Source organism: Nocardioides flavescens, assembly GCF_009823805.1.
In the GTDB taxonomy this organism is placed as follows: domain Bacteria; phylum Actinomycetota; class Actinomycetes; order Propionibacteriales; family Nocardioidaceae; genus Nocardioides; species Nocardioides flavescens.
Map to the genome: position 1 here is coordinate 15,306 of NZ_WUEK01000003.1, position 26,089 is coordinate 41,394.

The window sequence follows — 26,089 nt, forward strand, 5'->3', positions numbered from 1 at the left end:
CTGTGAACGGCGCGGTGGTCGTGCACCCGCGCTTCCCCGAGCGCCGCGGGGCTGCCCGCGCCTCGCGTTGGTGGGGCAAGGCCTGGGTGCGGGCGGTGGAGGAGGCGGCCTACACCGCGGGCGACGCCCAGCGCGCCCGGGCGCTGGCCCGGTCGGGGCGGATCGGCCAGATCCGGGTCGCGGTCGGTGGGTTCGTCGCCGCGGTCGAGGACGAGGACGGCCTGTGGGCGGTGCAGGGCAGCGTGCCCGTGCTGGACGACGCGGCGTGCGAGGCGCTGGTGGAGACGGTCGCTGCCGAGACCGGGCGCGTCGCCGCGCTGCTCGCCGGCGACCTGCCGCACACCCTGGTCGAGCACGCCGAGGAGGCCGGCGTCGAGCTGCTGCCGTACGGCGGCGAGCTGGGCTCGACCTGCACCTGCGGCTTCTGGGCCGATCCGTGCCCCCACGCGCTGGCCGTGCTCTACCAGCTCGCCTGGCTGCTCGAGGCCGACCCGCTGGTCCTGCTGCACCTGCGCGGACTGCCCCGCGACGACCTGCTCGCCCGGCTCCACGACCGCGGCTCGGCCCCCGGTCCCGACCTCGCCCCGGCCGACCCCGGCGAGGTCGACCTCGACCTCGCCGCCGACGCCGCCCTCCGCGCCGAGGCGATGCTCGGCGACCTCCCTCCGCTGTAACGCGGAGTTGGCGGTGGTCCCGACCCGTCGCAACGGGTCGGAACAGTCTCCAACTCCGCGTTACAAGCGGGCGGTGGGGGCTCGGTCAGGAGCAGAGCCGGCCGGCGAGGATGCGCCAGGTGGTCGTGTCGACGACACCGTCCTCGGTCACCTGGCCCGGGGCGCGGTCCTGGTACGTCGAGACCACGGCGGCGGTGGTCGCGTCGTACTCGCCGGTGATCGCCCTGCGGGGGAAGTCCTCGGGGTCCTCGTCGTTGAGCATGACCTGGAGCAGACGCACCCAGGCCCGGGACTCGGCCGTCTCCTCCGTCCCGACCGACAGCTCCGGCCCGTCCGTGTCGGGCAGCTCGCAGAGGCACTGCACGACCTCGGCGCCCTCCCGGAGCAGGACGACGCCGCCGCGGCGGGCCGCGCCCTTCATCCGGGTCCCGCACGGCTCGCGCGGAGTCGCGTAGGGGCCCTGGTAGACGACGTAGTCGGGGCGCTCGCCGGCAGCCGTCGCACTGGAGTTGTCGCCGGTCCACGACGTGGCGCAGCTGTCGGCGGTGCGCAGGTAATGCACCGGTCCGTTGGCCGCGCTCGCGTTGACCACGGCGTTGCGCAGCCCGGCGACCGACGCCCCGGAAGCGAGCACGCTCACGGCCTGGCCGGTGCACGAGACGTCGCGCAGGGCGACGCCGAGCCCGAGCGGGTCCTCGGGCGCGGCGGTGACGACGGCGGTCGTCACCCCGCCGACGATGCCGAGCAGCCCGGCGACGAGCGGTGCGACGAGTCGCAGGCGCATGCGCTCAGGCCGTCCCGAGGGCGCGCTCGGCCATCTGCGAGAGCAGTGCGTGCATGCGGTGGCCGGGCAGCAGTCCGCTGTGGGGGGTGGAGTTGATCAGGCCGAACGCCGCGTGCGCCATCGCGCGCGCCGAGTCGAGCGGCAGGTCGTCGTGGAGCTCGCGCAGCCGGGTGGCCCACAGGTCGACGTAGGCCCGCTGCAGGGTGCGCACCTGCTCGCGGGCGGCGGGCGGCAGCGACTCCCAGTCGCGGTCCTGCACGACGATGAGGGCCCGGTCGGCCAGCGCGAACGACACGTGCCAGTCGACCAGGGCGCGCAGCGCGGTGCGGGCGTCCGGGGCCGCGGCCGAGCGGGAGCGGCCGACGGACAGCAGGCGCTCGCTGATCTCGACGAGCATCTCGGCGAGGACGGCGTCCTTCGACGCGAAGTGCTTGTAGAGCGCCGGACCCGAGATCCCGCACGCCGCGCCGATGTCGGCGACCGAGACGCCGTGGTAGCCCCGGGTGGCGAACAGCTCCGCCGCGGTCGCGAGGATCTGCTCGCGGCGCGTCGGCAGGGCGTCGGTCGTCACGCCCGCCAGGGTACGGCGATCCGCGGCTCGCTCAGGAGTCCGCGCCGGGCTCGGCCGAGCCAGCGCGCTGGGCTGCGACCTGGGCGTGGACCTCGTCCATGTCGAGGCCCTTGACCGCGGTGATGAGCTCCTCGAGCGCCGGTGCGGGCAGCGCACCGGCCTGGCTGAAGACGAGCACGCCCTCGCGGAACGCCATCAGCGTCGGGATCGAGGTGATGCCGGCGGCCTGGGCCAGGCTCTGCTCGGCCTCGGTGTCGATGCTGCCGAACACGATGTCGGTGTGCTTCTCCGAGGCCGCCTCGTAGACCGGCGCGAACTGCCGGCACGGACCGCACCAGGCGGCCCAGAAGTCGACCAGCACCACGTCGCTCGTGGTGACGGTCTGCTCGAAGTTCTCAGCGGTCAGCGTGATCGCGCTCATGGGGGGTCAACGAGCCGGGCGGCCGGGGGATTCCCGGCCGCCCATCGGCGTACGGGCGTCAGCCGGAGACCACTGTTCCGGCGACGACGCAGTCGTCGGCCTCGTCGGCCGACAGCGTCCCGGTGACCACTGCGCCCGCGGGGGTGTCGAAGGCGAACGTGATGAGGTCGGTGTTGCCGCTCCCTCCGACGAGCAGGTCGAAGGTCACCCCGGGGTCGAAGCCGCCGCTCTCGAGGTCGTTGCCGAGGGGGTTCGCGTAGCTGTTGTCGGGAGCCGCGGCGGCGTAGATGGATGCGTTCGGCACCGACGACGTGGCACTCAGCGTGGTGTCGGTGGCGGCCGAGCAGGAGGCGGTGATGGTCAGCCCCTGGTCCTGGAAGAGCACGCGTGCGCCGGTGTTGGGCGTCCCGCGGTAGGCCACCTTGGTGAGTTTCATGCCGTTGACCGAGCCGGCGCTGGCCGCGTTGTCGGCGGTCGTCGCCTTGCCGGCCGTGGTGGCCGAATCTGCGGTGCCCGCGCTCGGCACCTTGGCCAGCGAGGACTCCAGGACGTCAGCGCCGGTGACGGCGTCGTTCTTGATCTTCTGCGAGGTGACGGCGTTGTTCTTCAGCTGCTTGGTGCCGATCTTGACGGCGGCGTAGCTGCTGCCGCCGGTCGCGACGGCGAGGGCGAGGACGGACGTGGCGGCGGCGAAGCGGCTGGTGAGCGAGGCGGGCACGGCGGGCTCCTGGGTCGGTGACGGTGGACTCCGAGCGTGCGCCGGGGCGGGGGCTCTCGACATGACCCGAACGCGTCATGGACGGCCCGCGCTTGTCGGTGAGGTTAACGATCGTTAACCTCACCGGTGTGGCCCACGACATGCGCGACCTCGTCGCCGAGCTCCGCGAGCGGCTCGCCGTCGTCCGCCAGGGCGGCTCCTCGGCGGCGCGCGACAAGCACACCGCCCGCGGCAAGCTCCTGGTGCGCGACCGGGTCGACCGGCTGCTCGACCCCGGCAGCCCGTTCCTCGAGCTGAGCCCGCTCGCGGCCTACGACATGTACGGCGGGGGAGTGGCCTCGGCGGGCATCGTCACCGGCATCGGCCGGGTGCACGGGCGCGAGGTCGTCGTCGTCGCCAACGACGCCACCGTCAAGGGCGGCACCTACTACCCGATGACGGTGAAGAAGCACCTGCGCGCCCAGACCGTCGCCGCCGAGAACCGGCTGCCGTGCGTCTACCTCGTCGACTCGGGCGGCGCGTTCCTGCCGATGCAGGACGAGGTCTTCCCCGACCGCGAGCACTTCGGCCGGATCTTCTTCAACCAGGCCAACCTGTCGGCGCAGCGCATCCCGCAGATCGCCAGCGTCATGGGCTCGTGCACCGCCGGCGGGGCCTACGTGCCGGCGATGAGCGACGAGACCGTCATCGTGCGTGAGCAGGGCACCATCTTCCTCGGCGGCCCGCCGCTGGTGAAGGCCGCGACCGGCGAGGTCGTCACCGCCGAGGAGCTGGGCGGCGGCGACGTGCACGCCCGCACCTCCGGCGTCGTCGACCACCTCGCCGAGGACGACGCCCACGCGCTTGCCATCGTGCGGAGCATCGTGGACACGCTGCCGGCACCTGGTTTCGAGACAGGACTTCGTCCTTCCTCAACCAGCGGCGTGGCCGAGGTCGAGGAGCCGCGCGAGGACCCCGAGGGCCTCTACGACGTGGTGCCGAGCGACACGCGCACGCCGTACGACGTGCGCGAGGTGATCCGTCGCATCGTCGACGGCAGCCGGTTCCACGAGTTCAAGCAGCTGTACGCCGAGACGCTGGTCTGCGGCTTCGCGCGGATCTGGGGCCACCAGGTCGGCATCGTCGCCAACAACGGCATCCTGTTCGGCGAGTCGGCGCTCAAGGGCGCGCACTTCATCGAGCTGTGCAACCAGCGCGGCATCCCGCTGGTCTTTCTGCAGAACATCTCGGGCTTCATGGTCGGGCGCGAGTACGAGAACAACGGCATCGCCCGCGACGGCGCCAAGCTCGTCACCGCGGTCGCCTGCTCGGTGGTCCCGAAGTTCACCGTCGTCATCGGCGGCTCCTTCGGCGCCGGCAACTACGGCATGTGCGGGCGCGCCTACGACCCGCGGTTCCTGTGGATGTGGCCCAACGCGCGCATCTCCGTCATGGGCGGCGAGCAGGCCGCGGCGGTGCTCGCCGAGGTGCGCCGCCCCGACGACCCGACCCCGGTCGAGGAGTTCAAGGCGCCGATCCGCGGGCAGTACGAGACCCAGGGCTCGCCCTACTACTCCACCGCCCGCCTGTGGGACGACGGCGTCATCGACCCCGTCGACACCCGCCGCGTGCTCGGCATGGGCCTCGCGGCCGCCGCGCACGCCCCGACCCCCGCGCCGTCGTACGGCGTGTTCCGGATGTGACCGTGGAGCCCGCGACGCAGGAGCCTGGGCTCCACGGAGAGAAGGACAGCATGGCGAAGCCATCCGACGCAGTGCCGGCGCAGCCGCCGTTCAGGCGGCTGCTGGTCGCCAACCGCGGTGAGATCGCGCTGCGCATCGCCCGCACCTGCGAGGAGCTGGGCATCGACCCGGTGATGATCGCGACCGAGCTCGACCGAGGTGCTCCGCACGCGAACGCCGAGTTCGTCCGGACCGTCTCGTCCTACCTCGACATCGACTCCGTCCTCGAGGCCGCCCGGTCCTCGCGAGCCGATGCCGTGCACCCGGGCTACGGCTTCCTGTCCGAGAACGCCGACTTCGCGCAGGCCGTGATCGACGCCGGTCTCGTCTGGGTCGGACCGCCGGTGGCGGCGATGCGGGCGATGGCCCGCAAGGACGCCGCGCGCGAGATCGCCGTCGCGGCCGGGGTGCCCGTGGTGCCGCGTGGCGAGGACGCGGGCTTCCCGGTGCTGGTCAAGGCGGCCGCGGGCGGCGGCGGCAAGGGGATGCGCGTGGTGCACTCCGCCGACGAGCTCGAGGAGGCTCGGGCGGCGGCGGCCCGGGAGTCACTGAGCGCCTTCGGCGACGACACCCTGCTGGTCGAGAAGTACGTCGAGCGCGGTCGGCACATCGAGGTGCAGGTCATGGCCGACACCCTCGGCACGGTGCTGCACCTGCACGAGCGGGACTGCTCCGCCCAGCGCCGCCACCAGAAGGTCATCGAGGAGGCCCCCGCGCCGACGATCGCCGACGAGGTGCGCGAGCTGGTGCACTCGTCCGCCGTGGCGTTGGCCCGCGAGGTCGGGTACGTCGGGGCCGGCACCGTGGAGTTCCTCCTCGACGAGGCCACCGGCGAGGCGTACTTCCTCGAGATGAACACCCGCCTCCAGGTCGAGCATCCCGTCACCGAGCTGGTCACCGGTCTCGACCTCGTCGAGCTGCAGCTGCGGGTCGCCGCCGGAGAGCCGCTCGGCCTGGCGCAGGACGACGTGACGGTCACCGGTCACGCGTTCGAGGCGCGCATCTACGCCGAGGACGCCTACGCCGGGTTCCTGCCGCAGGCCGGCACGGTCAGCCACGTCGTCTGGCCCCGCGACGCGCGGGTCGACGAGGCGCTGCGTGACGGTCAGGCCGTCTCCACGGCCTACGACCCGATGCTCGCGAAGGTGATCGTGCACGGAGCCGACCGCGAGGAAGCCCGTGAGGCACTCGTCGGGGCGCTCGACGGCACCGCGGTCCTGGGGCTCACCACCAACACGGGGTTCCTGCGCCAGCTCGCCGCCAGTGAGGAGTTCCGCGACGCCGCGGTCGACACCGCCTGGCTCGACCGCAACCCGCTCACGGCCCCCGACGACGCGCGTGCGCGTGCGTTGGCCGGCACGATGCTGCACGCGGTGCTGAAGGCGGCACCCCGCGGGCCCTGGCAGCCCGACGGCTTCCGAGTGGGCGGCCCGCCGGCGCCCCTCATCGAGCACGGTCGGGTGTTGTCAGCTGTTGGATGGTTCACCACACCGCGCTCGACGGTCGGACTGCAACGAGTCAGCGGGTTCGGTCCCGGCAGCGGCTTCGCGCTCCGCGGACCCCACGGCACCGAGATCGTGCTGGAGGGCCAGCGGTTCGTACTCGACGAGCCAGACCCCTGGGACCTCGGTGCCTCCACCGGGGCCGGCGAACTCACCGCGCCGATGCCGGGCACGGTGCTCGACGTGCGCGTGGCCGAGGGCGACGCGGTCACCGAGGGGCAGGTGCTCGGGGTGCTGGAGGCGATGAAGATGGAGCTCAGCCTGCGCGCGCCGTACGACGGCACGGTGACCTCGGTCGGCGCGGTCGCCGGGCGGCAGGTAGCGCTGGGGGATGCGTTGTTCCACGTGGAACCAGAGGAGCAGTCGTGACCCTGCCCGCGATGCCCCAGATGCCCCAGCGCGTCACCATCTGGGAGGTCGGTCCGCGCGACGGCCTGCAGAACGAGAAGACGCAGGTGCCGGTCGAGGTCAAGGAGCGGTTCGTCCGCCGCCTGGTCTCCGCCGGGCTCCCAGTCGTCGAGGCGACGTCGTTCGTGCACCCGAGGTGGGTGCCCCAGCTCGCCGACGCCGAGGAGCTGATGACCCGCCTCGGCGACGACGGGCGCGGGCTGCCGGTGCTGGTGCCCAACGAGCGCGGCCTCGACCGGGCCCTCGAGCTCGGGCTGCGCCACGTGGCAATCTTCGGCTCGGCCACCGAGACCTTCGCCCAGCGCAACCTCAACCGCAGCGTCGAGGAGCAGTTCGCGATGTTCGAGCCGGTCGTGCGGCGCGCGCGCGACGCCGGGCTCGACGTGCGGGCCTACGTCTCGATGTGCTTCGGCGACCCCTGGGAGGGTGCGGTGCCGGTCGAGCAGGTCGTCTCCGTCGGGCGCCGGCTGCTCGACCTCGGCGCCAGCCAGCTCAGCCTCGGCGACACGATCGGCGTCGGCACCGCCAACCAGGTCGGCGCGCTCGTCGACGCCTTCGTCGCGGCCGGCACCGGCCTCGGCGAGCTCGCGCTGCACTTCCACGACACCTACGGCCAGGCCCTCGCCAACACCCTGGCCGGGCTCCAAGCCGGCGTGACGACGTACGACGCGAGCGCGGGCGGGCTCGGCGGCTGCCCGTTCGCGAAGAGCGCGACCGGCAACCTCGCCACCGAGGACCTCGTCTGGCTGCTCGCCGGTCTCGGGATCGAGCACGGTGTCGACCTCGACGCCCTCGTTGAGACGAGTGTCTGGATGGCCGAGCAGCTCGGACGGCCGTCGCCGTCCGCGGTGGTGCGTGCGCTGGCCTCTTCGCAGTCCTGAGGCAGCGTCTGGCCGGTCAGGCCACGCGGGCGCGCGCCGGCACCTCCCTGGCCAAGAGCAGCGCCACCGCGACGAGCAGGGTGCCGCTGACCCGGCGCTGCCAGACGAGCAGGCGCGGACGACGGGCGAGCGCGACCGCGACCGTCCCGGCGAGCAGGACGACGAGCGCGTTCACGGCGACGCTCACCGCGATCTGCACGGAGCCGAGCGCCAGGCTCTGGGCGACCTCGTGGCCCTGCTCGGGGTCGACGAACTGGGGGATCACCGTGAGGTACATGACGGCCGCCTTCGGATTGAGCAGGTTGGTGGCGAGACCGGTGGAGAACAGCCGCGCGTCGCTCGCCGGCGCGACCGCGCCGACCTCGAAGACGCCCCGCCCGCCCGAGCGCAGCGTCCGCCAGGCGAGGTGGAGCAGGTAGGCGACACCCGCGGCCTTGAGCCCGACGAACAACCACGGCACCGCGACGAGCACGAGCGCGAGGCCGAGGGCGGCCAGCAGCAGGTAGACCACGAAGCCCACCGCGGTCCCGCCGAGCGACACCAGTCCAGCACGGCGGCCCTGGCCGATGCTCCGCGAGACCAGGTAGACCATGTTGGGGCCCGGCGTCAGCACCATGACGAGGGCGGTGAGGGCCATCGCGGCGCAGGTCGCGGGGCCGACGGGGAACGTGGGAAGCAGGTCGGTCATGTCGACCACGATGATGTAATGACTTTGTGCATCTCAACCCTTACGGGGAGTACGCCGTCCGTCTCGCTGCGTCTCTGGCCGACGACTGGCCGACGAGCCGGGCCGGTGTCGAGGCCCGCACTCGTGAGTTCGGGATGACCATGGCCTTCCTCGAGCTGCCCGACGACCATGCGCGCTGTCGCGCCGTCCTGGACGCGTGGCTCGAGGTCGTGGACGCCGCGACCCCGGACGCACGGGCCCGGCAGCTGAACGACCAGCTCGCCGCCGCGACGGCGTTCCCCCGGCTGACCGACCACGACGGTGAGGGGTGGCACCTGCACTACCGCGACGTCGACGACGAACTCCCCCGGGTGCTGCACGCCGTGATCAGCGTCGGCACCGCCCTGCACCTCACGACCCGGGGGATGACCCGCCTCGGCCGCTGTGCTGACGACTCGTGCTCGAGGGTCGTCGTCGATCTGTCCCGCAACGGCACTCAGCGATACTGCTCATCGCGCTGCGGGACCCGGTCGGCGGTGCGCCGGCACCGGGCACGGCGCCCGCAGGTCGGCACCTCGCTGGCACAATCCCCAGGGTGAGCCGTCGCGTCTACCTCCACGTCGGCGCGCCCAAGACCGGCACGACCTACGTCCAGGACCGGCTCGCGCTCAACGCGGACGCGCTGCGCCGCCACCGCTACGCCTACCCGGTCGGACCGCACCCCGACATGTTCCTGGCGGCGCTCGACGTCGTGCAGCGCCCGTGGGGCGGGCTGCGCCCGCAGGCCGAGGGCGAGTGGGCCGCGCTCGTCGAACGCACCCGCCGGGCCAGGGGCACCGTGGTGCTCAGCCACGAGATCCTCGCCGGCGCCTCGCCCACCGAGGCCCGCAACGCGATGGCCGACCTGTCCTTCGCTGAGGTCCACGTCGTCTACTCCGCCCGCGACCTCGCCCGCCAGGTCGCCGCCGAGTGGCAGGAGCAGCTCAAGCACCGCCGCAAGGTCAGCTTCGCGACGTTCCTGCGGCAGCTCCAGGAGTCCGACCCGCGCCGCTCGCACCGGTGGTTCTGGCGGGTGCAGGGGCTGCCCGGCGTGCTCGACCGGTGGGGTCACGGGCTGCCGCCCGAGCGCATCCACCTCGTGACCGTGCCGCAGCCCGGGGCGCCGTACGGCGCGCTGTGGCGCCGCTTCTGCACCGCCGTCGGGATGGACCCGGAGTGGGCGCCGCTCGACAGCGAGCGGCGCAACCCCTCGATCGGGGTCGCCGAGAGCACCCTGATCCGCAAGCTCAACGCCCGGTTGAAGAAGGCCGGCATGGCCTCCGAGGACTACCGCGCGCTCGTGCGGCAGCTCGTGGTGCACGAGACGCTCGCCCACCGGCCTCGGATGAAGCCGGTGACGCTGCCGCCCGAGGCGTTCGACTGGGCCGAGGAGATCACCGAGGGGTGGGAGGACTGGGTGCGCGCCAGCGGGGTCGACGTGATCGGCGACCTCGAGGACCTGCGCCCGGTGCGGCCCGCGCCCGGCACCCGCTGGCACGACCCCGACGACCCCAAGCCGCGCGACGTCGCCTCCGCCGCGCTCGACGCCCTCGAGGCGCTGGCGCTCGAGGCCGCCCGCCGCGCCGAGCCCCCCGAGCCGCCGCTGACCCGCGCCGCCCGGCTGGCCCGGCTGCTGAAGCGGTGATCGAGCGGTGAGCGGGCGATGAGCGAGCGCGGCCGGGCGTGGGTCGAGCACCTGCGTCGCGGGGGCACGACCCCCTGGTCCTCCTTCGACGGCGGGCCGAGCGGGCTCGACGACCCGCAGGAGGGCCACCTGCCCGGCGCCCAGCAGCTCGAGCTGCTGCGCCGGCTCAACCTCGCCGGCTCGCCGTCCCCCGACCTCGTCGAGCGGGTCGTGCGGGCCAGCGCGCCGGGGCGTGGCCGCCCCGACCTCGAGCTCGTCGGTGCCGGTCCCGAGCGCCGCTTCGGTCCGCGACCGGTCGACCCCGCCGCGCTGCCCGACGCCGAGCTGCTGCGGGTCGCGACCGGGCTGATCGCACTCTCGGTCGTGCGGTCCGCGCCGCCCCCGGTCGAGCCGCGTCGTCCCCGCCGCTGGCGCACCCGCTACGAGCTCGTCGGCGACCCGTACGTCGCCACCCCGCTCACCGCGGCCCTGGCCGCCGACGGCCGTCCGCCGGGCGGGCCGGGGCGCGCCGTGCTCGTGCTCGGCGCCGACCTGCCGACGATGCTCGCCCGGGTCTGGGCCGACCGGACCCTGCGCGGCAGTGTGCCGCCGTGGCCGGAGTTCGTGGCCCGCGTCCACGCCCGCGACCAGCTCCCGCGCCGCGTCGACCTCGCCGCCGTCGCCGCCCGGCAGCGCTCCCTGCCCGGCACCGGCCGGGTCTCGGTCGTGCTCGAGCCGCACGCGCTGCCCGGGCTGCTCGGGGTGCGGACGCTCCCGACCGTGCCGCCCGACCTCACCGAGCCCGCCGGCGAGCTCGCCCGCCGGGTCGCCACCGCCGTCTCACTGCACGTCACCCCGCCGCAGCAGGCCGACCTGCTGGAGCGGGTGCTGCTGCCGAGGCTCGTCGCGTCCGACGCCGGCCCGCGGCCCGTCGTACCCCCCGAGCACCGGGACTGGGTCGAGGACGCCGCCGCCCGGCTGCACCGCGACCTCACCCGCGCTGGCTACCCTGTCGTGGGCGATCCGGGCGGGGTGCTGCCGGGTCCCTGGGAGTCGGCCGACGCGTCGCCGACCGTCCTGGACCTGGCGGTCCGACTGCTGCTGGACGGACCGTGGGAGGGAGTGTCGTGAGCGAGCGCGTGCTGCTGCACGTCGGCACCCCCAAGACCGGCACGTCCTACGTCCAGGACGTGCTGTGGCGCAACCGGGAGGTGCTGGCCCAGGCCGGCATCCTCTACGCCGCGGAGCGCTTCGACGCCCACTTCCTCGCCGCGCTCGACCTCATGGAGCTGCCGTGGGGCGGGCTGCAGAGCGAGGCCATCGGCGCCTGGGACGCGCTCGCCGCCCAGGTGCGGGCCTTCGACGGCACCGCGATCATCAGCCACGAGATCCTCGCCACCGCCTCGCGCGCCCAGATCGGCCGTGCGCTGGCCTCGCTCGGCCACGGCGCCGGCACCGAGGTGCACCTCGTGCTCAGCGTCCGCGACCTGGTGCGCCAGATCCCCGCGGAGTGGCAGGAGAACGTCAAGCACCGCGCGCAGCTCGGCTACGCCGAGTTCCTCGACGAGGTCCGCGACCCCGAGCGCGCGACGCGCATCGGGTCGTGGTTCTGGGGCGTGCAGGAGGTGCCCGACATCCTCGACCGGTGGGGGCAGGACCTGCCGCCCGAGCACGTCCACGTCGTCACCGTGCCGCCGCCGGGCGGCGCGCCCGAGGTGCTCTGGAAGCGGTTCAGCCAGGCCCTCGGCCTCGACGGCGTGCCCCTCGACCTCGAGCAGGCCGAGCGCGCCAACCCCTCCCTCGGCGTACCCGAGACCACGCTGCTGCGCCGCATCAACAAGCGCGTCAACGCCGAGCTCCCGCCCGCCGACTACCGCCCGCTCGTGCGCGAGCTGCTCGCCCACCAGACCCTCTCGCGCCGCCGGCGCTCTCCGCGCCTCGCGCTGCCGCCCGACCTGCACCCCTGGGTCTCGTCGATCTCCTCGGCCTGGATCGAGGAGGTCGAGCGGCGCGGCTACGACGTGGTCGGCGACCTCGACGACCTCGTCGGCGCCCCGCCGGTCGAGCAGTACGCCGACCCCGACCACCCCCGCGAGCGCCAGGTCGCCCTGGCCGGCGTCGACGCCATCAAGACGCTGCTGCTCGACGACGCCCGGCTGCGCCACGACGTCGAGCGGCTCCAGGCCGAGGTCGACGACCTGCGCGGCGCGCTGGAGCGGGCCTACGCCACCCCGTCGTACCGCCTGCGCCGCGCGGTCTACCTGCGCCTGGAGTCCTCCTGGCTCGGCCGCACCGCGCTGCGCGGCTACCGCCGGGTGCGGGGCCGCTCGACCCCCTGAGGGCTCGGGTCGAATGGTTTCGAGACGGTCCTAGCGGACCTCCTCAACCACCGGCGACGACGGTCCCAGCGGACCGCACCGTGTCGGTGGTTGAGGAAGGACGAAGTCCTGTCTCGAAACCACTCAGCGGGCGGCGGGGGGCTTGGGGCGCGCGAGGAGCTCGCGGTCGGCGTAGCGCCCGACCTTCCAGGTGCTGAACGCGTCGGCGCCGAGGCCGACGACGCCGCCGGCGATGGGGATGCGGCGCCCGACGGTCATGGCGAGCTTCTTGCCGGCGACCTTGGTGATCAGCTCGCTGGCGACCTCGGCCGAGATGATCTTGTCGAGCTCGGCGTCGTGGGCCGGCGCGGTGGCCAGAGCCATCGGGGGCGCGGGGAGCTTGCGCTTCTTGACCAGCGCGTTGACGGCGTCCTCGCCGAGCATCGTCACCAGGATCGCGTTGCGCACGCGGGGGTCGTCGACGTCGTAGCCGCGCAGGTGGGCGATGCCTGCGACCATGCGGCACTGGATCAGCGCGAGGCCGGTGATGTTGGTCGGCACCGTGAAGGCGACGGTCACCAAGCCGCCGATGTTGGTGGCGAACCCCTGGGCCGCGGCGTAGCGCACGTGGTTCTCGATGACCTCGTGCACCGCCTTGTCGACGTCGCCCTTCTGCTCGTCGAGCTGGGCCTGCGCGGCCTTCGCAGCACCGGGCAGCGGGCCCACCCCGGCGATCGCGCGGTGCAGGGCCTCGCGGACGAACGACGTGGTCAGCCCGGGTGCGAGCTTGCCGATCCGCGGTGCCAGCTGCTTGCCCACGATCCCTGCTGCCGTGCCCCTCTTGGCCATGCTGGAATCCTACGGAGGTGCCGGTCGAGCCTCCCGCGTCCGCGTGGGTCTTCCCAGACCTGCGCGCGCTCGACCCGGGAGCCGGGCCCGGCCGTGCCGACGACCTCGTCGGCGCCGGCGCCGACCTCGAGCCCGGCACCCTGCTCGCGGCGTACCGCCAGGGACTCTTCCCGATGCCCGAGGGCGGTCGCCGGCCCCTGCTGCACTGGTTCTCGCCGCTCGAGCGCGGCGTCCTGCCGCTCGACGGGCTCCGGGTGTCGCGTTCGCTGCGGCGATCGCTGCGCGACTTCGAGGTGCGCATCGACACGGCGTTCGCCGACGTCCTCGCCGCGTGCGGCGACCCGCGGCGCCCCCTCGGCTGGATCGACGACGACATCGCCTCGGCCTACACCCGGCTGCACGAGCTCGGCTGGGCCCACTCGGTCGAGGCGTGGCGCGACGGCGAGCTCGTCGGCGGGCTCTACGGCGTCGCGATCGGTGGGCTCTTCGCCGGCGAGTCGATGTTCCACCACGCCCGCGACGCGTCCAAGGCGGCCCTGGTGGGGCTGGTCGAGGCGCTGCGGGACGAGCACGCCGAGCGCCGGGTGCTCGACGTGCAGTGGGTGACCCCCCACCTGGCGACGCTGGGGGCCGTCGAGGTCCCGCGCGCGGCGTACCTGGACCGGTTGGAGGTCGCGCTCGCGCTGCCCGAGCCCGGGGCGCTGACGACGGCGTGGGCCCGAGCGTGGGAGGCTGGCCCGTCGTGAGGCTCCCCGTGCGACCGCCGGTGTGGCAGAGCGCCGCCGCGGTGCTCGCCCTGGTGGGCGCCGTCGTCGTGGGGTGCTCCGACGCAGGCTCCGGCGGCGGGGCCGGCGGTGCGCCGTCGGTGCGGGCGTTCTGCGGGGCGCTCGGCGACTTCGAGACCCGCGTGGACGCGGTCGACCCGGCCGACGACCTGCCGGGCTACATCTCGGGCATGCAGTCGGCCGCCCGCGACCTCGGGGACCTCGGGGTGCCGGGCGGGGTGCCCGACGACGCCCGCCGCGGCTTCGACGTCACCATGGAGCGCATCGCGGACCTCTCGCCCTCCGACAGCCTCGACGAGCTCTCCGAGCTCGGCGACGTGGACGAGGACGACCAGGCCTCACTCGACGCCCTCGACGACTGGATCCAGCGCTCCTGCCCCGACCTCGGCGACGGCGCGGACAGCTCGCCCGCGGCCTGACCGCTCCCGCCCGAGTTGCGTCGTACGCCGGGCCGGGGGTGAGACTGGGGCTCGCGTCCTGCGTCCCCGTCCCCCTGGAGTCACCCGTGAAGATCGCCCTGACCGCCGCCTCGCTCCTCCTCGTCGCCGGTGGGGCCGTGGCCTGCGGTGGCGGCGACGACGGCGGCTCGGCCGCCGACGACAGCAGCGCCAGCGCGTCGGCCACCGCGCCCGGTGCCGACGCGAGCGCCAGCGACTCCTCCTCCGACCCCAGCGACGACTCCAGCGACGACTCCAGTGACGACACGGGCAGCGACGACGCGTCGACCACGGCGTTCTGCGGGGCGTTCAGCGACTTCGCCAGCTCGTTCTTCGAGGTCGACACGACCGACCCGGCGGCCGTCGTCAACGTGCTGAAGGAGGAGGCCGACAAGCTGCGTCAGGTCGGCACCCCGGACGACATCCCCGACAGCGCCGAGGAGGGCCTGCAGCTGGTGCTCGACGCCATCGACGGCCTGCCGGACAACGCCACGCTCGACGACATCGACAAGCTCGACGCCGGCTTCAGCGCGGACGACAAGGCCAAGGCCGACGAGTTCTCGCAGTACCTCTCCGACACCTGCCCCGACCTCGCCGGCGACAGCTCCACCGACCCCGCGCCGGCCTCGCCGAGCGCCTCCTGACGCCGGACCTCAGACGACCTGCGGCGGCTGGCCGGTCTCGCTCACCATCGGGCGACCGGCCGCCTCCCAGTCGAGCATCCCGCCGTCGAGGTTGACGACGTCACGACCCTGCTGCAGCAGGTACGCCGCCACCCGGGCCGAGCGCCCGCCCACCTTGCACACGACGAGCGTCTGACCGTCCGGCACCTCGTCGAGCCGGTCCGCCAGCTCGCTCATCGGCACGTGCACGGCCCCCTCGATGTGGCCGTGGACCCACTCGGCGTCCTCGCGCACGTCGAGCACGTGCAGCCCCTCGGGCAGCGGATCGGGGACGCCGGACATCGAGACGGTCGGGATGTTCACGCCTCGAGCCTAGAACGCTCGCTACTGATATCTTGGGGGTGATATCGGAGGTGGGTCCATGGAGCAGATCGTCGTTCGAAATCTGCCGCCCGGCACCAAGGCCATGCTGAAGGCCCGCGCCGAGCGTCACCACCGCAGCACTGAGGCGGAGGTGCGAGCGATCATCGCCGACAGCCTCGACCGCGCCTCGATCAGCCTGGTCGACCTCGTTGCGACCGACGACGTCGGCGTGGACTTCGAGTTCGAGCCCGAGCGGCTGGGTGCGACTGCGCGCGACTCCGAACTGTGAGCTTCCTGCTCGACACCAACGTCGTCTCCGCGCTGCGCATGCGAGGTCGCAATCCGGCGGTCGAGGCGTGGGCATCCGCGATCCCCGTCGACGAGTTGTTCGTGTCCGCCTTCACGGTCGCCGAGATCGAGGCGGGTGTCACGAGGAAGGAGCGCACCGACCCCGCGCAGGGCGAGATCCTGCGGTCCTGGCTCATGTCCAGGGTGCTCCCTGCGTTCGCTGGTCGGGTGCTTCCCTTCGACCTGGCGGCGGCCCGTGTCTTCGCCACCTACCGCGTGCCCGAGCACGCGCCAGCCGACGACGCTCTCATCGCCTCCGTCGCCGAAGCCAACGGCATGGTCGTCGCGACGCGGAACGTCGCCCACTTCGTGCCCCTCGGGGTGGGAGTTGTCGACCCGTGGTTGCCGCCCGGCGAGTGACGTCGTTGTCGTAGCGACTGTAGGCACCGCCGGGGTGACCACCGCCGCCGCTCGGGCTGCGAACACGCGCTGTGCTCGTCCATGCGCGGGACGCCGTCGGGCGTGTGTTCCGTTCGACAGCAGGGGGGTCTGCCGGGCAGGAGGGGATCGATGTGTCGAGGTCGGCACATCGGATGATGTCGCCGAAGCGCTCGGTGTAGACCGCCAGCAGCGACAACCAGTCAGGTGTTCCGCTCACCGTTCATCCACCTGCCTCTGAGCTCTCACGCTTCATCCGCCCGAAGGGCGCCGCCGGGCGGCGCGGCTCGTGCTCCGCCGCCAGGGTGCGCTACTTGAGCAGCCGGCTCATCCGCCGGTCGGCGAGCGTCTTGCCGCCGGTCTGGCAGGTGGGGCAGTACTGCAGGCTCGAGTCGGCGAACGACACCTCGCGCACGGTGTCGCCGCAGACCGGGCAGGGCTGACCGGTGCGGCCGTGGACGGCGAGGTTGGACTTCTTCTCGCCCTTGAGCTCGCTCATGGCGAGCCCGCGCGAGCGCTCGACGGCGTCGCCGAGCGTGATCCGGACGGCGTCGTACAGCACCACCAGGTCGGTGTCGTCGTCACCGTCGAGCAGCGAGGCGGCGGAGCGGTACGGCGACATGCGGGCGGCGTGGAGGATCTCGTCGGAGTAGGCGTTGCCGATGCCGGCGATGGTGCCCTGGTGGCGCAGGACGCCCTTGATCTGCTTGCGGCCCTCGGCGGCGAGGATCTCGCGGAACCGCTCGAGGGTGAAGTCGTCGTCGAGCGGGTCGGGGCCGAGGGTCGCGAGCCCGGGGACCTCCTGGGGATCGCGGACGAGGTAGACCGCCAGCCGCTTCTTGGTGCCGGCCTCGGTGATGTCCAGGCCGGACTGGTCGTCGAGCACGACGCGGGCGGCGAGGGGGTTCTTGCCGCCGGGGCGCGGGGGGAGGGTCGGCACCTCGTCCTTCCAGCGGATCCAGCCGCCGCGGGCCAGGTGCATCACCAGGTGCAGCCCGCCGACGCTGATGTCGAGGTACTTGCCGTGGCGGGTCACGCCGTCGACCAGCAGGCCCTCCAGGGCCGACAGCGGGGGGTCGAAGGTCTTGAGCGCGCTGAACGCCGCGATGTGGACCTTGGCGATCGCGTGGCCGTCGAGCCGGCCGCCGAGGTCCAGCGCCAGCGCCTCCACCTCGGGCAGTTCGGGCACGTCCGGAGTCTATGCAGGTGGATCGACCCGTGACAGGGCAGTGACACAGACCGCGGAGGCGAGCAGAATGTGCGGATGCCCGCCGCCCGGCCGCTGCCCGAACTGGGGTCGATCTTCCTCGACTCCCGCGGCGACGAGCGCGCCCTGCGGGTCTCCTGGCACGACGACGCCGGCGTGGTGGTGCTGTCGCTGTGGCGCGACAACGTCTGCGCGGCGTCGTTCCGGCTCGGCTTCGACGACGTCCCCGAGCTGATCGGCCTGCTGCAGGAGGGGATGGACCGCAGCTTCCAGGACCTGCAGCCCGACCTCGACACGCGACTCGCCTGAATCTCGAGCAATCTAAGCCGGGCGCTAGACGACGCCATACGGTCCTCGCATGGACCCGGTCCGCAACCCCTACGCGCCCGGCGCCGGTCAGCGCCCGCCCGAGCTCGCCGGCCGCGACGAGCAGCTGCGCGCGTTCGACGTCGTGCTGGAGCGCATCGCGCGCGGACGCCCGGAGCGCTCGCTGGTGCTGACGGGGCTGCGGGGGGTGGGCAAGACGGTGCTGCTCAACGCGCTCCGCTCGGCCGCCGTACGCCGCAGCTGGGGCACAGGCAAGCTCGAGGCGCGGCCCGACCAGAGCCTCCGCCGGCCGCTGTCGGGGGCGCTGCACCAGGCCGTGCGCGAGCTGGGCCACCCCGACGCCGACCACGTGCTGGGCGTCATCCGGTCGTTCGCCGAGCGCGAGGCCGGCCACGACGCCAAGCTGCGCGAGCGGTGGAGCCCCGGCATCGACGCCCCGGCGGTGCGCGGGCGCGCCGACTCCGGCGACGTCGAGATCGACCTGGTCGAGCTGATGACCGACGTGGGCGGGCTCGCCGCCGACCTCGGCAGGGGTGTCGCGGTGTTCATCGACGAGATGCAGGACCTCGGCCCCGCCGACGTCTCCGCGCTGTGCGCCGCCTGCCACGAGGTGAGCCAGTCCGGGCTGCCGGTCATCGTGGTCGGCGCCGGGCTCCCGCACCTGCCCGCCGTGCTGTCGGCGTCGAAGTCCTACTCCGAGCGGCTCTTCTCCTACCAGCGCATCGACCGGCTCACCCGGGCCGAGGCCGACCGGGCGCTCGGCGCGCCCGCGGCCGAGGAGGACGCGGCGTACGACGACGACGCGCTCGCCGCGATGTACGACGCCACCGGCGGCTACCCCTACTTCATCCAGGCCTACGGCAAGACCGTCTGGGACCTCGCCCCGCGCTCCCCGATCACCGCGGCCGACGTCGCCGTCGGCGCGCCCGAGGCCGAGCGCGAGCTGGCCGTCGGGTTCTTCGGCAGCCGCTACGAGCGGGCGACGCCGGGGGAGCGCGACTACCTGCGGGCGATGGCCGACGCGGCGCCCGCAGAGGACCCCGACAACTCCGTGGGCGACGTCGCCACCGCCGACGTCGCCTCGGTGCTCGGCAAGAAGCCCCAGTCGCTCTCGCCCGCGCGCGACTCGCTGCTCAAGAAGGGGCTGATCTACTCCGCCGAGCGGGGCCGGATCGCCTTCACCGTGCCGCACTTCGGGCGCTACCTGCGTCGGCACGGGTAGGGGTCCAGACTGGTCCCATGACCCCGCAGGTCGTCGCGCACCGCGGCGCCAGCTCCGACCTCGCCGAGCACACCCTGGGTGCCTACGTCGCCGCCCTCGACGCCGGTGCCGGCGCCCTCGAGTGCGACGTCCGGCTCACCGCCGACGGCCACCTCGTCTGCGTGCACGACCGCGACCTGCGGCGTACGGCGAGCAACCGCGCGCTCGTCTCCACCTCCAACCTCGAGGACCTCCAGAGCCTCGACTTCGCGTCGTGGAAGAACCCCTGGGCCGACCTCGACGACGAGGCGCCCGAGCTCGACCCGGAGCGCGACGGCGTGCTGACGCTGCGCACGCTGCTGCAGACGGTGGCCGACTACGAGCGACCCGTCGAGGTGGCGATCGAGACCAAGCACCCGACGCGGTACGGCGCGCTGGTGGAGCGCCGCGTCTGCGAGGCGCTGCACGAGTTCGGCTGGGACGTCGCCCCGCGGCGGGGGCAGCCGGCGCGGGCGCGGGTCATGAGCTTCAGCCACACCGCGCTGCAGCGGATGGAGCGGCTGTGCCCCGAGGTGCCGCTGGTGCAGCTCATCGAGCACAAGCGGCACTGGAAGATGCTGCGCCACCTGGTCGGCCCCGACTGGATCCTGGGCCCGGGCATCGAGCTGCTGCAGGAGCACCCCAAGACGGCGCGGCGCATCGCCGAGTCCGGCCACGACGTCCACGTCTGGGTCGTCAACAGCCCCGACGAGCTCGAGCTGTGCCTCTCCCTCGGGGTGCGCGCGGTCATCACCGACCGGCCGGCGTACGTGCTGGAGCGGCTGGGGGTCTGACGCGGGCGCTTCGCCGGTGCCACGCCGATCCGCGTGCACTGCGGCGCCCTGGGTAGCGTCCTCCCCATGGCGAAGAAGTCCCGCACCAAGACCCGTGAGGTCGACACCACCGGCGCAGGAGAGGTCGGGCCGCGCCAGCCGTGCCCCTGCGGGTCGGGCAAGCGCTACAAGGCCTGCCACGGCGCTGCCGGCGGTGCGCCGCGTGTCTTCGTCGCCCGCCCCTTCGAGGGGCTGCCCGGTGAGTGCGACATCGTGGCCATGCGCGAGCTGGTCCCCGCCGCGACCGCCCCGCTGACGATCGAGGGCACCGACCGCACCGTCACGCTCTGCTCTCTGCTGCCGATGGCCGCGCCGGGAATGGTGCGCGACAGCGGCGAGGTGTGGCTCGGGCTGCAGGTGCAGCACGGCTTCGGCGACCCCTCGCGCGACCTCGCCGCCGTGCTGGAGAAGGCGCTCGTCCACGCCGACGCCGGCGAGCCCGGCATCGTCGGGCTCACCGACCCGCCCGGGGAGGGCCCGCGCCTGCAGGACCTGGTCACCGATGACTCCCTCACCGTCACCGTGCACGACGGCTTCGACTTCTGGCTCTCCGACGTCGACGACAAGGAGGCGCTCGCCGGTGCGCTCGACCGCGCCAACGACGCGGCCTCGCCGACCCAGCGCCTGACGCAGGTCGAGGCGGCGTACTGGACCAGCATGGGCAGCAAGGAGCACCTGCGCTGGGTCATGCCCGAGCCCGAGGACGCCCTGCTCGACGCCCTCGCGCGGCTGCACGTCGCCGGCGACGACGTGCTGGTCGAGGACTCGCGCCTCGTCGGGATGTTCCGCACCCACGGCCTGCTCGTGCCGGTGTGGGACCTCGCGGTCGGCACCGGCGCCGAGGCGCTCGAGGACCCGGCCGCGGCGTTCAAGGAGAAGCTCGACGCCGTCCTCGGCGACGACACCCCGCTGACCGCCGAGGAGCGCGCCGCCCGCAACGGGTTGGCCAACCGCCAGGTCACCATCCGCTGACGGGCGCCCTGCGATGACGCTGCACGTGCACCGGTACGGCGAGGGCCCGCGGCTGGCGCTCGCCGTGCACGGCATCACCGCGACCTCGCGCGCTTGGGGCGAGGTCGCGGCTGCGCTGCCCCGCGAGTGGACGCTGGTCGCGCCCGACCTGCGCGGGCGCGGACACTCGCGCGACCTGCCCGCCTCGACCGGACTGCACAGCCACGTCGACGACCTGACCGGGCTCGCCGAGCAGCTGGTCGCCGAGGCCGGCGGGCCGATCTCCCTGGTCGGTCACTCGATGGGTGCCTTCGTCGCGGTGCACCTCGCCCACGCCCGGCCCGATCTGTTCACCCGAGTCGTGCTCGTCGACGGCGGCGTCGCCCTGCCCGTGCCCGAGGGTGCCGACCCCGACGAGGTGCTCGCCGCCACGCTCGGTCCTGCGCTCGAGCGGCTCAGCCGCAGCTACGCCAACGCCGACGACTACCTCGAGGTGTTCCGCCACCATCCCGCCTTCGCCGGTCTCTGGAACCCCGCCATCGAGGGCTATGTCCGCTACGACACCGTCGAGGTCGACGGCCGCATCCGCTCCCGCGCCCAGGAGGAGTCGGTCCGCGCCGACGGGCGCGACCTGCTCGTGTCGGGGTCGTCGTTCGAGCCCGAGGTGCGGGCCACCGCGCTGCCGGTCCGCATCCTCGCCGCGCCGTACGGCATGTTCGGCGAGGCGCCTGGTCTGCTCCCGGCCGCCGGGCTCGCGGCGTACGACGACGCCGACCACGTCGAGGTCGAGACCGTCCCCGGCGCCAACCACTACACGATCCTCTTCGAGCCCGCCGCCGCTGCTCGCGTCGCCGCGGCGATCCAGGGCTGAGACCTCAGTCGCGAGCCCGCCGCAGCGCCCACGACTGCAGGTGGGCGTAGCCCTTGACCGAGGTCCGGTGCAGGCGCCGGAAGGTGAGCCCGTCGGTCTCGGCGAGGGCGTCGTGGACGCCGCGGTCGACGAGCACGGTGCCGGGACGGGCGAGGGAGGTGAGCCGGGAGGCGATGTTGACGGTCGGGCCGAAGACGTCGCCGAGCCGGGCGACCACGTCGCCGTACGCCAGCCCGGCGCGCACCTGCGGGAAGTCGTCGTGCCCGTCGTCGCCGCGGGCGGCCATCAGCAGGGTGGCCTCGGCCGCGGCGGTCGGCTCGTCGACGACGAAGAGGACCTCGTCGCCGATGTTCTTGATGACCCGTCCGCCGTGGTCGACGACGATGCCGGAGCACTCGGCCTCGAAGTGCTCGATCCAGGCGACCAGCTCGCGCTCGTCGAGCTCCTTGCTGCGCGAGGTGAACCCGACGATGTCGACGAAGGCCACCGCCAGCGGCAGCGCGTCGGCGTCGGGCGGGGCGCCGTCGGCGAAGAGCCGGGCGCTCGCGCCGGCGAGGTGGCGGCGCCAGACGTAGCCCTGCAGGGCCTCGACCTTCGGCACGACCTCGCCGACGAGCTCCGGCAGCAGCTCCGGCAGGTCACCGCGGTCCGCGGCGACGTCGGCGAGCAGCGTCGACTGCCACTCCGCGAGCCGGGCGAAGGCACGCCCCCAGGTGCGCACGAGCGCGGCCTGCCGCTCGGGGCTGAGGATGCCGAGCTCGACCAGCTCGGCGGCCTGGCGCAGGGCGACCACGTCGGCCTCGACGAACGCCACGGCGTCGTCGTCCTGCTGGGCGAAGCCGAGCAGGCGCCAGAGCTCCTGCGCGACCTCGGGCGGTACGCCGGCCCGCTCGGCGACCTCGACGCGCGTCAGCGCCGGCTCGGCGCCGAGCAGCTGCCGCTCGACCGGGTCGTCGGCCACGCCAGTCCGCCGCTCAGGACTGCTTCGGGAACCGCTGCGCCGCCGTACGCTCCAGCGCCTCGTGGAACGACGGCAGCTCGTCGCTGAGCTTGGACAGCTGCTCGGAGGTGAAGTGGATCAGCTCGAGCGGGGTGAGGGCGACGATGCTGGCGGTGCGCAGCGAGTGCCCGAGGATCGCCGCCTCGCCGATGATGTCGCCGGGTCCGAGCTGGGCGATCTCCTGCCCGCTCTTCCGCACCGAGACGGTGCCGTCCAGGATGATGTAGGCCTTGTCGGCGCCGGTGCGCTCGGAGATCGGCGCCCACCCCTCGGGCAGCTTCACGCGGGTGCCCGTGGAGCTGATGCGGGCCTGCTCCTTGGGGGAGAACATCGAGTAGAACGTGTCGGCCACGGCTCAGCCTTCCGGTCGCGGGTCGTTGCTGCTGGGTCCGGTGCCCAGTCGCGTACGTCGGCACAACGAGCGGGCGGGCCCGAGGGCACGTGTGCTCTGGCGCACCGTGCCCCGGGACGGGGGTCAGGTGGTGGTGAGCGGCTCGCGCGAGACCGGGCAGCTCATGCAGCGCGGGCCGCCGCGGCCCGAGCCGAGCTCGGAGCCGGCGATCCGCACGACCTCGATGCCGGCGTCCTCGAGCCGGGCGTTGGTCTCGTCGTTGCGCTCGTAGGCGACGGCCACGCGGGGGGCGAGGGCGAGGGTGTTGTTGCCGTCGTCCCACTGCTCGCGCTCGGCGGTGACCGGGTCGAGACCGGTGTCGATCTGGCGCAGCGTGTCGATGCCCATGGCCTTCGCGGCGGCCACGAGGAACGGCTCCGGGGCCGCGACGTGCAGCACGGCGGTGCCGTCGTCGGCCACGTCGTCGGTGCGGGTGACGGTGTGGGCGACGAGCGAGTCGGCGACGTTGGGGTAGACGACCATCTTGTCGACGTCGACCAGCGTGCAGATCGTGTCGAGGTGCATCGTGGCGCGCTCCTGCGCGATCGGCACGGCGAGCACGGTGTGGGCGAGGCCGTCGGCGAAGCACTGGCGGGCGAGCCGCTCGGCGCCGGCCGGCGTGGTGCGCTCGCCGACGCCGACGGCGATGACGCCGGGCGCGAGGAGCAGGACGTCGCCGCCCTCGACGTGCTCGAGGTGGGCGCCGTGCATGCGCGGGGTGCCGGCGAAGCGCGGGTGACGGCTGTAGATCAGCTCGGTCAGCTCGGTCTCGCGCTTGCGGGCCGGCATCGCCAGCGAGGTGATCGCCACCCGGTCGCGCACCCACACCGAGGAGTCGCGGGTGAACAGCAGGTTGGGCAACGGGTCGATCAGGAAGTCGTCGTAGGCCAGCAGGCTGGTCACGAGACCGAACCCGCCGCGCACCTCGTCGTTGCGGATGCCCGCGGTGAGGTACGTCGTGAGCTCGGCGGGGGAGGCGTCGCCGAGCAGGCCCTCGAGGTAGCCGCGCATCGTGTCGCCGAGGTCGAGCCCGCGCAGCGCCTCGCCGATCGCGTGCTCGCGCGCGGCGTCGTCGGCGAGGGTCTCGGTGAGCAGCTCGGTGAGGTAGAGGACCTCGACGTCGCGCGAGCGCAGCTCGGCGGCGAACGCGTCGTGCTCCTCCTGGGCGCGCGCCACCCACGGGATCGCGTCGAAGAGCAGCTTGTCGTTGTTGCGCGGCGTCAGCCGCTTCAGCTCCGGGCCGGGGCGGTGCAGCATCACCGTCCGCAGGCGCCCGACCTCGCTGTCCGCGCCGTGCGGCGCGTGCTGCTCACTCATGGGCGCGAGCCTATTGCGTCGCGCGCCCGGGCGCTGGCCTCGGCCAGCACGTCGCGCACGGGGCGGGCGAGGGCGCGGGCGGCGGCGAGCACGTCGTCGTACTCCGGTGTGGTGGTCGAGGGGGTGACCTTCACACGGACGACCTGGCCGTCGACGGTGACCTCGACCTCCTCGCGGGGCAGGGCGACCCGGTCGACCGCGGTGCTGCGCACGCCGATGGTGCTGGTCTGGGCGAAGAACGCCGCCCGCACCGCCTCGGCCTCACCGGGGGCCACCAGGGCGTGGAGGGTGTGGGCGGGGCGGCCCTTCTTCATCAGCACCGGCGTCAGCCAGGCGTCGCGCGCGCCGGCGGCGAGCAGGGCCTCGAGCACGGCCGGCCAGACCCGCGGGTCGAGGTCGTCGACGTTGGCCTCGAGCACCTGGAGGCGCTCGGTCCCGGGGGTGGAGGCTCCGACGAGCACACGCAGCACGTTGGCGTGGGTGTCCGGGTCGCGCCCGCCCGCGCCGACCCCGACCCGGTCGGTCACCAGCGCGGGCTGCGGACCCCACGACGTCGCGAGGGTCGCGAGCAGGGCCGCCCCGGTGGGGGTGCAGGCCTCGCCGACGCCCGGTCCGGCGTACGACGGGACGCCGCGGAGCAGCTCCGTCACCGCGGGTGGCGGCACGGGCAGCACACCGTGGGCGCCGCGCACCGAGCCGGAGCCGACCGCGATCGGGCTGACCACCACCTCGGACGCACCGAGGTGCGTGAACCCCGCGCACACGCCGACCACGTCGGCGATCGCGTCGAGGGCCCCGACCTCGTGGAAGTGGACGTCGAGCGGGTCGTGGCCGTGCACTGCGCCCTCGGCGACGGCGAGGCGCTCGAAGGCGGCCACCGCGGTGGCGGGGGCGGCGTCGAGCATTGCCCGCACGTCGCGCCAGGTGCGGTGGTGGACCGAGTCGGCGACCTCCACGTGCACGCGGGTGGCGGCGAACCCGGCCCGCGTCACCTGCTCCACCCGGAGCGTCACGGGCTCGGGGCTGACCGCGTCGACGGCCTCCTGGAGCACCGCGATCGGCACCCCGGCGCCGGCCAGGGCGCCGAGCAGCATGTCGCCGCTCGCGCCGGCAGAGGCGTCGACCCAGATCGTCGGCGTCATCGGCGCGGTCCCGCGGCGCGCGCGACGCGGGCCGCGAAGACACCGGCGCCGTAGCCGTTGTCGATGTTGACGACCGTGACGCCCGGCGCGCAGGAGTTGAGCATCCCGAGCAGCGCCGACAGCCCGCCGAACGACGCGCCGTAGCCGACACTCGTCGGCACCGCCACGAGCGGCACGCCCGTCAGCCCGCCGACGACCGAGGGCAGCGCACCCTCCATCCCGGCCACCACGATCAGGCAGTCGGCGTCCTCGAGCCGGTCGCGCACGGCGAGCAGCCGGTGGAGCCCGGCCACACCGACGTCCTGGACGAGGTCGACGCCCGCGCCGTGCACCCGCACGCTCAGCGCCGCCTCGGCCGCGACGGGAGCGTCGGAGGTGCCGGCGCTCAGCACCGCCACCGTGCCCCGCGGCTCCGGCAGTGGGCCGAGGGTCGCTGACCGGGCGACGGCGTGCACCTCGGCCTCGGGCAGCGCGGACGCGACGTACGCCATCGCCTCCTCGGAGAGCCTCGTGGCGAGGACGGCCCGGTCGGGATGCCGCTCGTGGAGCGTGCGCAGGATCGCTACCACCTGCTCCGGAGTCTTGCCCGCGCCGTAGACGACCTCGGGGTCACCCGTGCGCCGGGCCCGGTCGAGGTCCACCCGGGCGAAGCCCAGGTCCTCGGTGCGCTGCTCCTCGGTGCGCTGCTCCTCGCTCACG

31 protein-coding genes are annotated in these 26,089 nt (G+C 73.8%); 18 read left to right on the forward strand and 13 right to left on the reverse strand.

Going from position 1 to position 26,089, the window contains the following annotated elements:
- Positions 1-2: 2 nt before the first annotated feature.
- Positions 3-674: an SWIM zinc finger family protein gene (locus GRQ65_RS23820; protein WP_337191502.1), complete on the forward strand. Its 672-nt coding sequence runs from the start codon at positions 3-5 to the stop codon at positions 672-674.
- Positions 675-759: 85 nt separating this feature from the next.
- Here the strand turns inward: GRQ65_RS23820 and GRQ65_RS05170 are convergent, their stop codons facing one another.
- From GRQ65_RS05170 to GRQ65_RS05185, 4 genes are read right to left on the reverse strand one after another with little or no spacing between them, the layout of a single operon-like run.
- Positions 760-1,458, reverse strand: coding sequence for a peptidoglycan-binding domain-containing protein (locus tag GRQ65_RS05170; RefSeq protein ID WP_160875907.1), 699 nt, complete (start codon positions 1,456-1,458; stop codon positions 760-762).
- Positions 1,459-1,462: 4 nt separating this feature from the next.
- Positions 1,463-2,029 carry an SACE_7040 family transcriptional regulator gene (locus tag GRQ65_RS05175; protein ID WP_160875909.1) on the reverse strand — a complete coding sequence of 189 codons (567 nt, stop codon included), beginning with the start codon at positions 2,027-2,029 and terminating at the stop codon, positions 1,463-1,465.
- Between the two features lie 31 nt (positions 2,030-2,060).
- Positions 2,061-2,450 (reverse strand): thioredoxin, encoded by a 390-nt coding sequence (gene trxA, locus GRQ65_RS05180; RefSeq protein WP_160875911.1) that lies wholly within the window; start codon positions 2,448-2,450, stop codon positions 2,061-2,063.
- Positions 2,451-2,508: 58 nt separating this feature from the next.
- On the reverse strand, positions 2,509-3,168 hold the full coding sequence (locus GRQ65_RS05185) for a hypothetical protein (RefSeq protein WP_160875913.1): 660 nt from the start codon (positions 3,166-3,168) through the stop codon (positions 2,509-2,511).
- Positions 3,169-3,296: 128 nt separating this feature from the next.
- On the opposite strand from GRQ65_RS05185, the gene GRQ65_RS05190 reads away from it, so the two are divergent.
- Genes GRQ65_RS05190 through GRQ65_RS05200 form a run of 3 tightly spaced genes read left to right on the forward strand, consistent with a single transcriptional unit; the run spans position 3,297 to position 7,680 of the window.
- The gene (locus GRQ65_RS05190; RefSeq protein WP_439331845.1) at positions 3,297-4,850 is read left to right on the forward strand and encodes a carboxyl transferase domain-containing protein; all 1,554 of its coding nucleotides are present in this window, start codon (positions 3,297-3,299) and stop codon (positions 4,848-4,850) included.
- A 50-nt stretch (positions 4,851-4,900) separates the two neighbouring features.
- On the forward strand, positions 4,901-6,760 hold the full coding sequence (locus GRQ65_RS05195; protein WP_160875916.1) for an acetyl/propionyl/methylcrotonyl-CoA carboxylase subunit alpha: 1,860 nt from the start codon (positions 4,901-4,903) through the stop codon (positions 6,758-6,760).
- Positions 6,757-7,680 carry a hydroxymethylglutaryl-CoA lyase gene (locus tag GRQ65_RS05200; protein WP_439331846.1) on the forward strand — a complete coding sequence of 308 codons (924 nt, stop codon included), beginning with the start codon at positions 6,757-6,759 and terminating at the stop codon, positions 7,678-7,680. Before GRQ65_RS05195 ends, GRQ65_RS05200 begins: the two co-directional genes overlap by 4 nt.
- A 16-nt stretch (positions 7,681-7,696) precedes the next feature.
- On the opposite strand, the gene GRQ65_RS05205 is transcribed toward GRQ65_RS05200, so the two are convergent.
- Positions 7,697-8,368 carry a LysE family translocator gene (locus tag GRQ65_RS05205; RefSeq protein ID WP_237447786.1) on the reverse strand — a complete coding sequence of 224 codons (672 nt, stop codon included), beginning with the start codon at positions 8,366-8,368 and terminating at the stop codon, positions 7,697-7,699.
- Between the two features lie 26 nt (positions 8,369-8,394).
- Here GRQ65_RS05205 and GRQ65_RS05210 point away from each other — a divergent pair, with 26 nt between their 5' ends.
- Genes GRQ65_RS05210 through GRQ65_RS05225 form a run of 4 tightly spaced genes read left to right on the forward strand, consistent with a single transcriptional unit; the run spans position 8,395 to position 12,349 of the window.
- A complete protein-coding gene (locus GRQ65_RS05210; protein ID WP_160875918.1) occupies positions 8,395-8,946 on the forward strand; it encodes a CGNR zinc finger domain-containing protein in 552 nt (183 codons plus the stop codon).
- The gene (locus tag GRQ65_RS05215) at positions 8,943-10,031 is read left to right on the forward strand and encodes a hypothetical protein (protein ID WP_160875920.1); all 1,089 of its coding nucleotides are present in this window, start codon (positions 8,943-8,945) and stop codon (positions 10,029-10,031) included. Before GRQ65_RS05210 ends, GRQ65_RS05215 begins: the two co-directional genes overlap by 4 nt.
- Before the next feature lie 18 nt (positions 10,032-10,049).
- Positions 10,050-11,141 (forward strand): hypothetical protein, encoded by a 1,092-nt coding sequence (locus GRQ65_RS05220; protein ID WP_160875922.1) that lies wholly within the window; start codon positions 10,050-10,052, stop codon positions 11,139-11,141.
- The gene (locus tag GRQ65_RS05225; protein WP_160875924.1) at positions 11,138-12,349 is read left to right on the forward strand and encodes a hypothetical protein; all 1,212 of its coding nucleotides are present in this window, start codon (positions 11,138-11,140) and stop codon (positions 12,347-12,349) included. The genes GRQ65_RS05220 and GRQ65_RS05225 overlap by 4 nt, the downstream gene beginning before the upstream one ends.
- Before the next feature lie 123 nt (positions 12,350-12,472).
- On the opposite strand, the gene GRQ65_RS05230 is transcribed toward GRQ65_RS05225, so the two are convergent.
- Positions 12,473-13,177 (reverse strand): EcsC family protein, encoded by a 705-nt coding sequence (locus tag GRQ65_RS05230; RefSeq protein ID WP_160875926.1) that lies wholly within the window; start codon positions 13,175-13,177, stop codon positions 12,473-12,475.
- A gap of 17 nt (positions 13,178-13,194) precedes the next feature.
- Between GRQ65_RS05230 and aat the strand changes: the two genes are divergently transcribed.
- The 3 genes from aat to GRQ65_RS05245 all read left to right on the forward strand — a co-directional run bounded on the left by aat (position 13,195) and on the right by GRQ65_RS05245 (position 15,043).
- Positions 13,195-13,923 carry a leucyl/phenylalanyl-tRNA--protein transferase gene (gene aat, locus GRQ65_RS05235; RefSeq protein ID WP_160875928.1) on the forward strand — a complete coding sequence of 243 codons (729 nt, stop codon included), beginning with the start codon at positions 13,195-13,197 and terminating at the stop codon, positions 13,921-13,923.
- The gene (locus tag GRQ65_RS05240) at positions 13,920-14,381 is read left to right on the forward strand and encodes a hypothetical protein (protein WP_160875930.1); all 462 of its coding nucleotides are present in this window, start codon (positions 13,920-13,922) and stop codon (positions 14,379-14,381) included. Before aat ends, GRQ65_RS05240 begins: the two co-directional genes overlap by 4 nt.
- Positions 14,382-14,467: 86 nt before the next feature.
- Positions 14,468-15,043: a hypothetical protein gene (locus GRQ65_RS05245; RefSeq protein WP_160875932.1), complete on the forward strand. Its 576-nt coding sequence runs from the start codon at positions 14,468-14,470 to the stop codon at positions 15,041-15,043.
- 9 nt (positions 15,044-15,052) lie between these two features.
- Here GRQ65_RS05245 and GRQ65_RS05250 read toward each other — a convergent pair whose 3' ends face one another.
- Positions 15,053-15,385 (reverse strand): rhodanese-like domain-containing protein, encoded by a 333-nt coding sequence (locus tag GRQ65_RS05250; RefSeq protein WP_337191503.1) that lies wholly within the window; start codon positions 15,383-15,385, stop codon positions 15,053-15,055.
- A gap of 58 nt (positions 15,386-15,443) precedes the next feature.
- On the opposite strand from GRQ65_RS05250, the gene GRQ65_RS05255 reads away from it, so the two are divergent.
- Together GRQ65_RS05255 and GRQ65_RS05260 are read left to right on the forward strand one after the other, a co-directional pair.
- A complete protein-coding gene (locus GRQ65_RS05255) occupies positions 15,444-15,674 on the forward strand; it encodes a FitA-like ribbon-helix-helix domain-containing protein (RefSeq protein WP_160875934.1) in 231 nt (76 codons plus the stop codon).
- On the forward strand, positions 15,671-16,093 hold the full coding sequence (locus GRQ65_RS05260) for a PIN domain-containing protein (RefSeq protein ID WP_160875936.1): 423 nt from the start codon (positions 15,671-15,673) through the stop codon (positions 16,091-16,093). The genes GRQ65_RS05255 and GRQ65_RS05260 overlap by 4 nt, the downstream gene beginning before the upstream one ends.
- A gap of 328 nt (positions 16,094-16,421) precedes the next feature.
- On the opposite strand, the gene GRQ65_RS05265 is transcribed toward GRQ65_RS05260, so the two are convergent.
- Positions 16,422-17,300 (reverse strand): DNA-formamidopyrimidine glycosylase family protein, encoded by an 879-nt coding sequence (locus GRQ65_RS05265; RefSeq protein ID WP_160875938.1) that lies wholly within the window; start codon positions 17,298-17,300, stop codon positions 16,422-16,424.
- 75 nt (positions 17,301-17,375) lie between these two features.
- On the opposite strand from GRQ65_RS05265, the gene GRQ65_RS05270 reads away from it, so the two are divergent.
- The 5 genes from GRQ65_RS05270 (at position 17,376) to GRQ65_RS05290 (ending at position 21,540) form a co-directional block, all read left to right on the forward strand.
- Complete coding sequence (locus GRQ65_RS05270) at positions 17,376-17,627, forward strand: hypothetical protein (protein WP_160875940.1); 252 nt, start codon at positions 17,376-17,378, stop codon at positions 17,625-17,627.
- Between the two features lie 49 nt (positions 17,628-17,676).
- Positions 17,677-18,867: an ATP-binding protein gene (locus GRQ65_RS05275; RefSeq protein ID WP_160875942.1), complete on the forward strand. Its 1,191-nt coding sequence runs from the start codon at positions 17,677-17,679 to the stop codon at positions 18,865-18,867.
- A 17-nt stretch (positions 18,868-18,884) separates the two neighbouring features.
- Positions 18,885-19,679, forward strand: coding sequence for a glycerophosphodiester phosphodiesterase family protein (locus GRQ65_RS05280; RefSeq protein ID WP_160875944.1), 795 nt, complete (start codon positions 18,885-18,887; stop codon positions 19,677-19,679).
- Between the two features lie 66 nt (positions 19,680-19,745).
- Complete coding sequence (locus GRQ65_RS05285; protein WP_160875946.1) at positions 19,746-20,690, forward strand: DUF5926 family protein; 945 nt, start codon at positions 19,746-19,748, stop codon at positions 20,688-20,690.
- Between the two features lie 13 nt (positions 20,691-20,703).
- Entirely contained in the window at positions 20,704-21,540 is an 837-nt protein-coding gene (locus tag GRQ65_RS05290) for an alpha/beta fold hydrolase (protein ID WP_160875948.1), read from the forward strand.
- A 4-nt stretch (positions 21,541-21,544) separates the two neighbouring features.
- On the opposite strand, the gene GRQ65_RS05295 is transcribed toward GRQ65_RS05290, so the two are convergent.
- From GRQ65_RS05295 to larB, 5 genes are all read right to left on the reverse strand, one after another.
- A complete protein-coding gene (locus tag GRQ65_RS05295; RefSeq protein WP_160875950.1) occupies positions 21,545-22,501 on the reverse strand; it encodes an adenylate/guanylate cyclase domain-containing protein in 957 nt (318 codons plus the stop codon).
- Between the two features lie 13 nt (positions 22,502-22,514).
- Complete coding sequence (locus tag GRQ65_RS05300; protein WP_160875952.1) at positions 22,515-22,892, reverse strand: cyclic nucleotide-binding domain-containing protein; 378 nt, start codon at positions 22,890-22,892, stop codon at positions 22,515-22,517.
- 123 nt (positions 22,893-23,015) lie between these two features.
- Positions 23,016-24,248 (reverse strand): arginine deiminase, encoded by a 1,233-nt coding sequence (locus GRQ65_RS05305; protein ID WP_160875954.1) that lies wholly within the window; start codon positions 24,246-24,248, stop codon positions 23,016-23,018.
- Entirely contained in the window at positions 24,245-25,390 is a 1,146-nt protein-coding gene (larC, locus tag GRQ65_RS05310; RefSeq protein ID WP_160875956.1) for a nickel pincer cofactor biosynthesis protein LarC, read from the reverse strand. The genes GRQ65_RS05305 and larC overlap by 4 nt, the downstream gene beginning before the upstream one ends.
- Positions 25,387-26,088: a nickel pincer cofactor biosynthesis protein LarB gene (gene larB / locus GRQ65_RS05315; RefSeq protein WP_160875958.1), complete on the reverse strand. Its 702-nt coding sequence runs from the start codon at positions 26,086-26,088 to the stop codon at positions 25,387-25,389. Before larB ends, larC begins: the two co-directional genes overlap by 4 nt.
- Position 26,089: the final 1 nt, after the last annotated feature.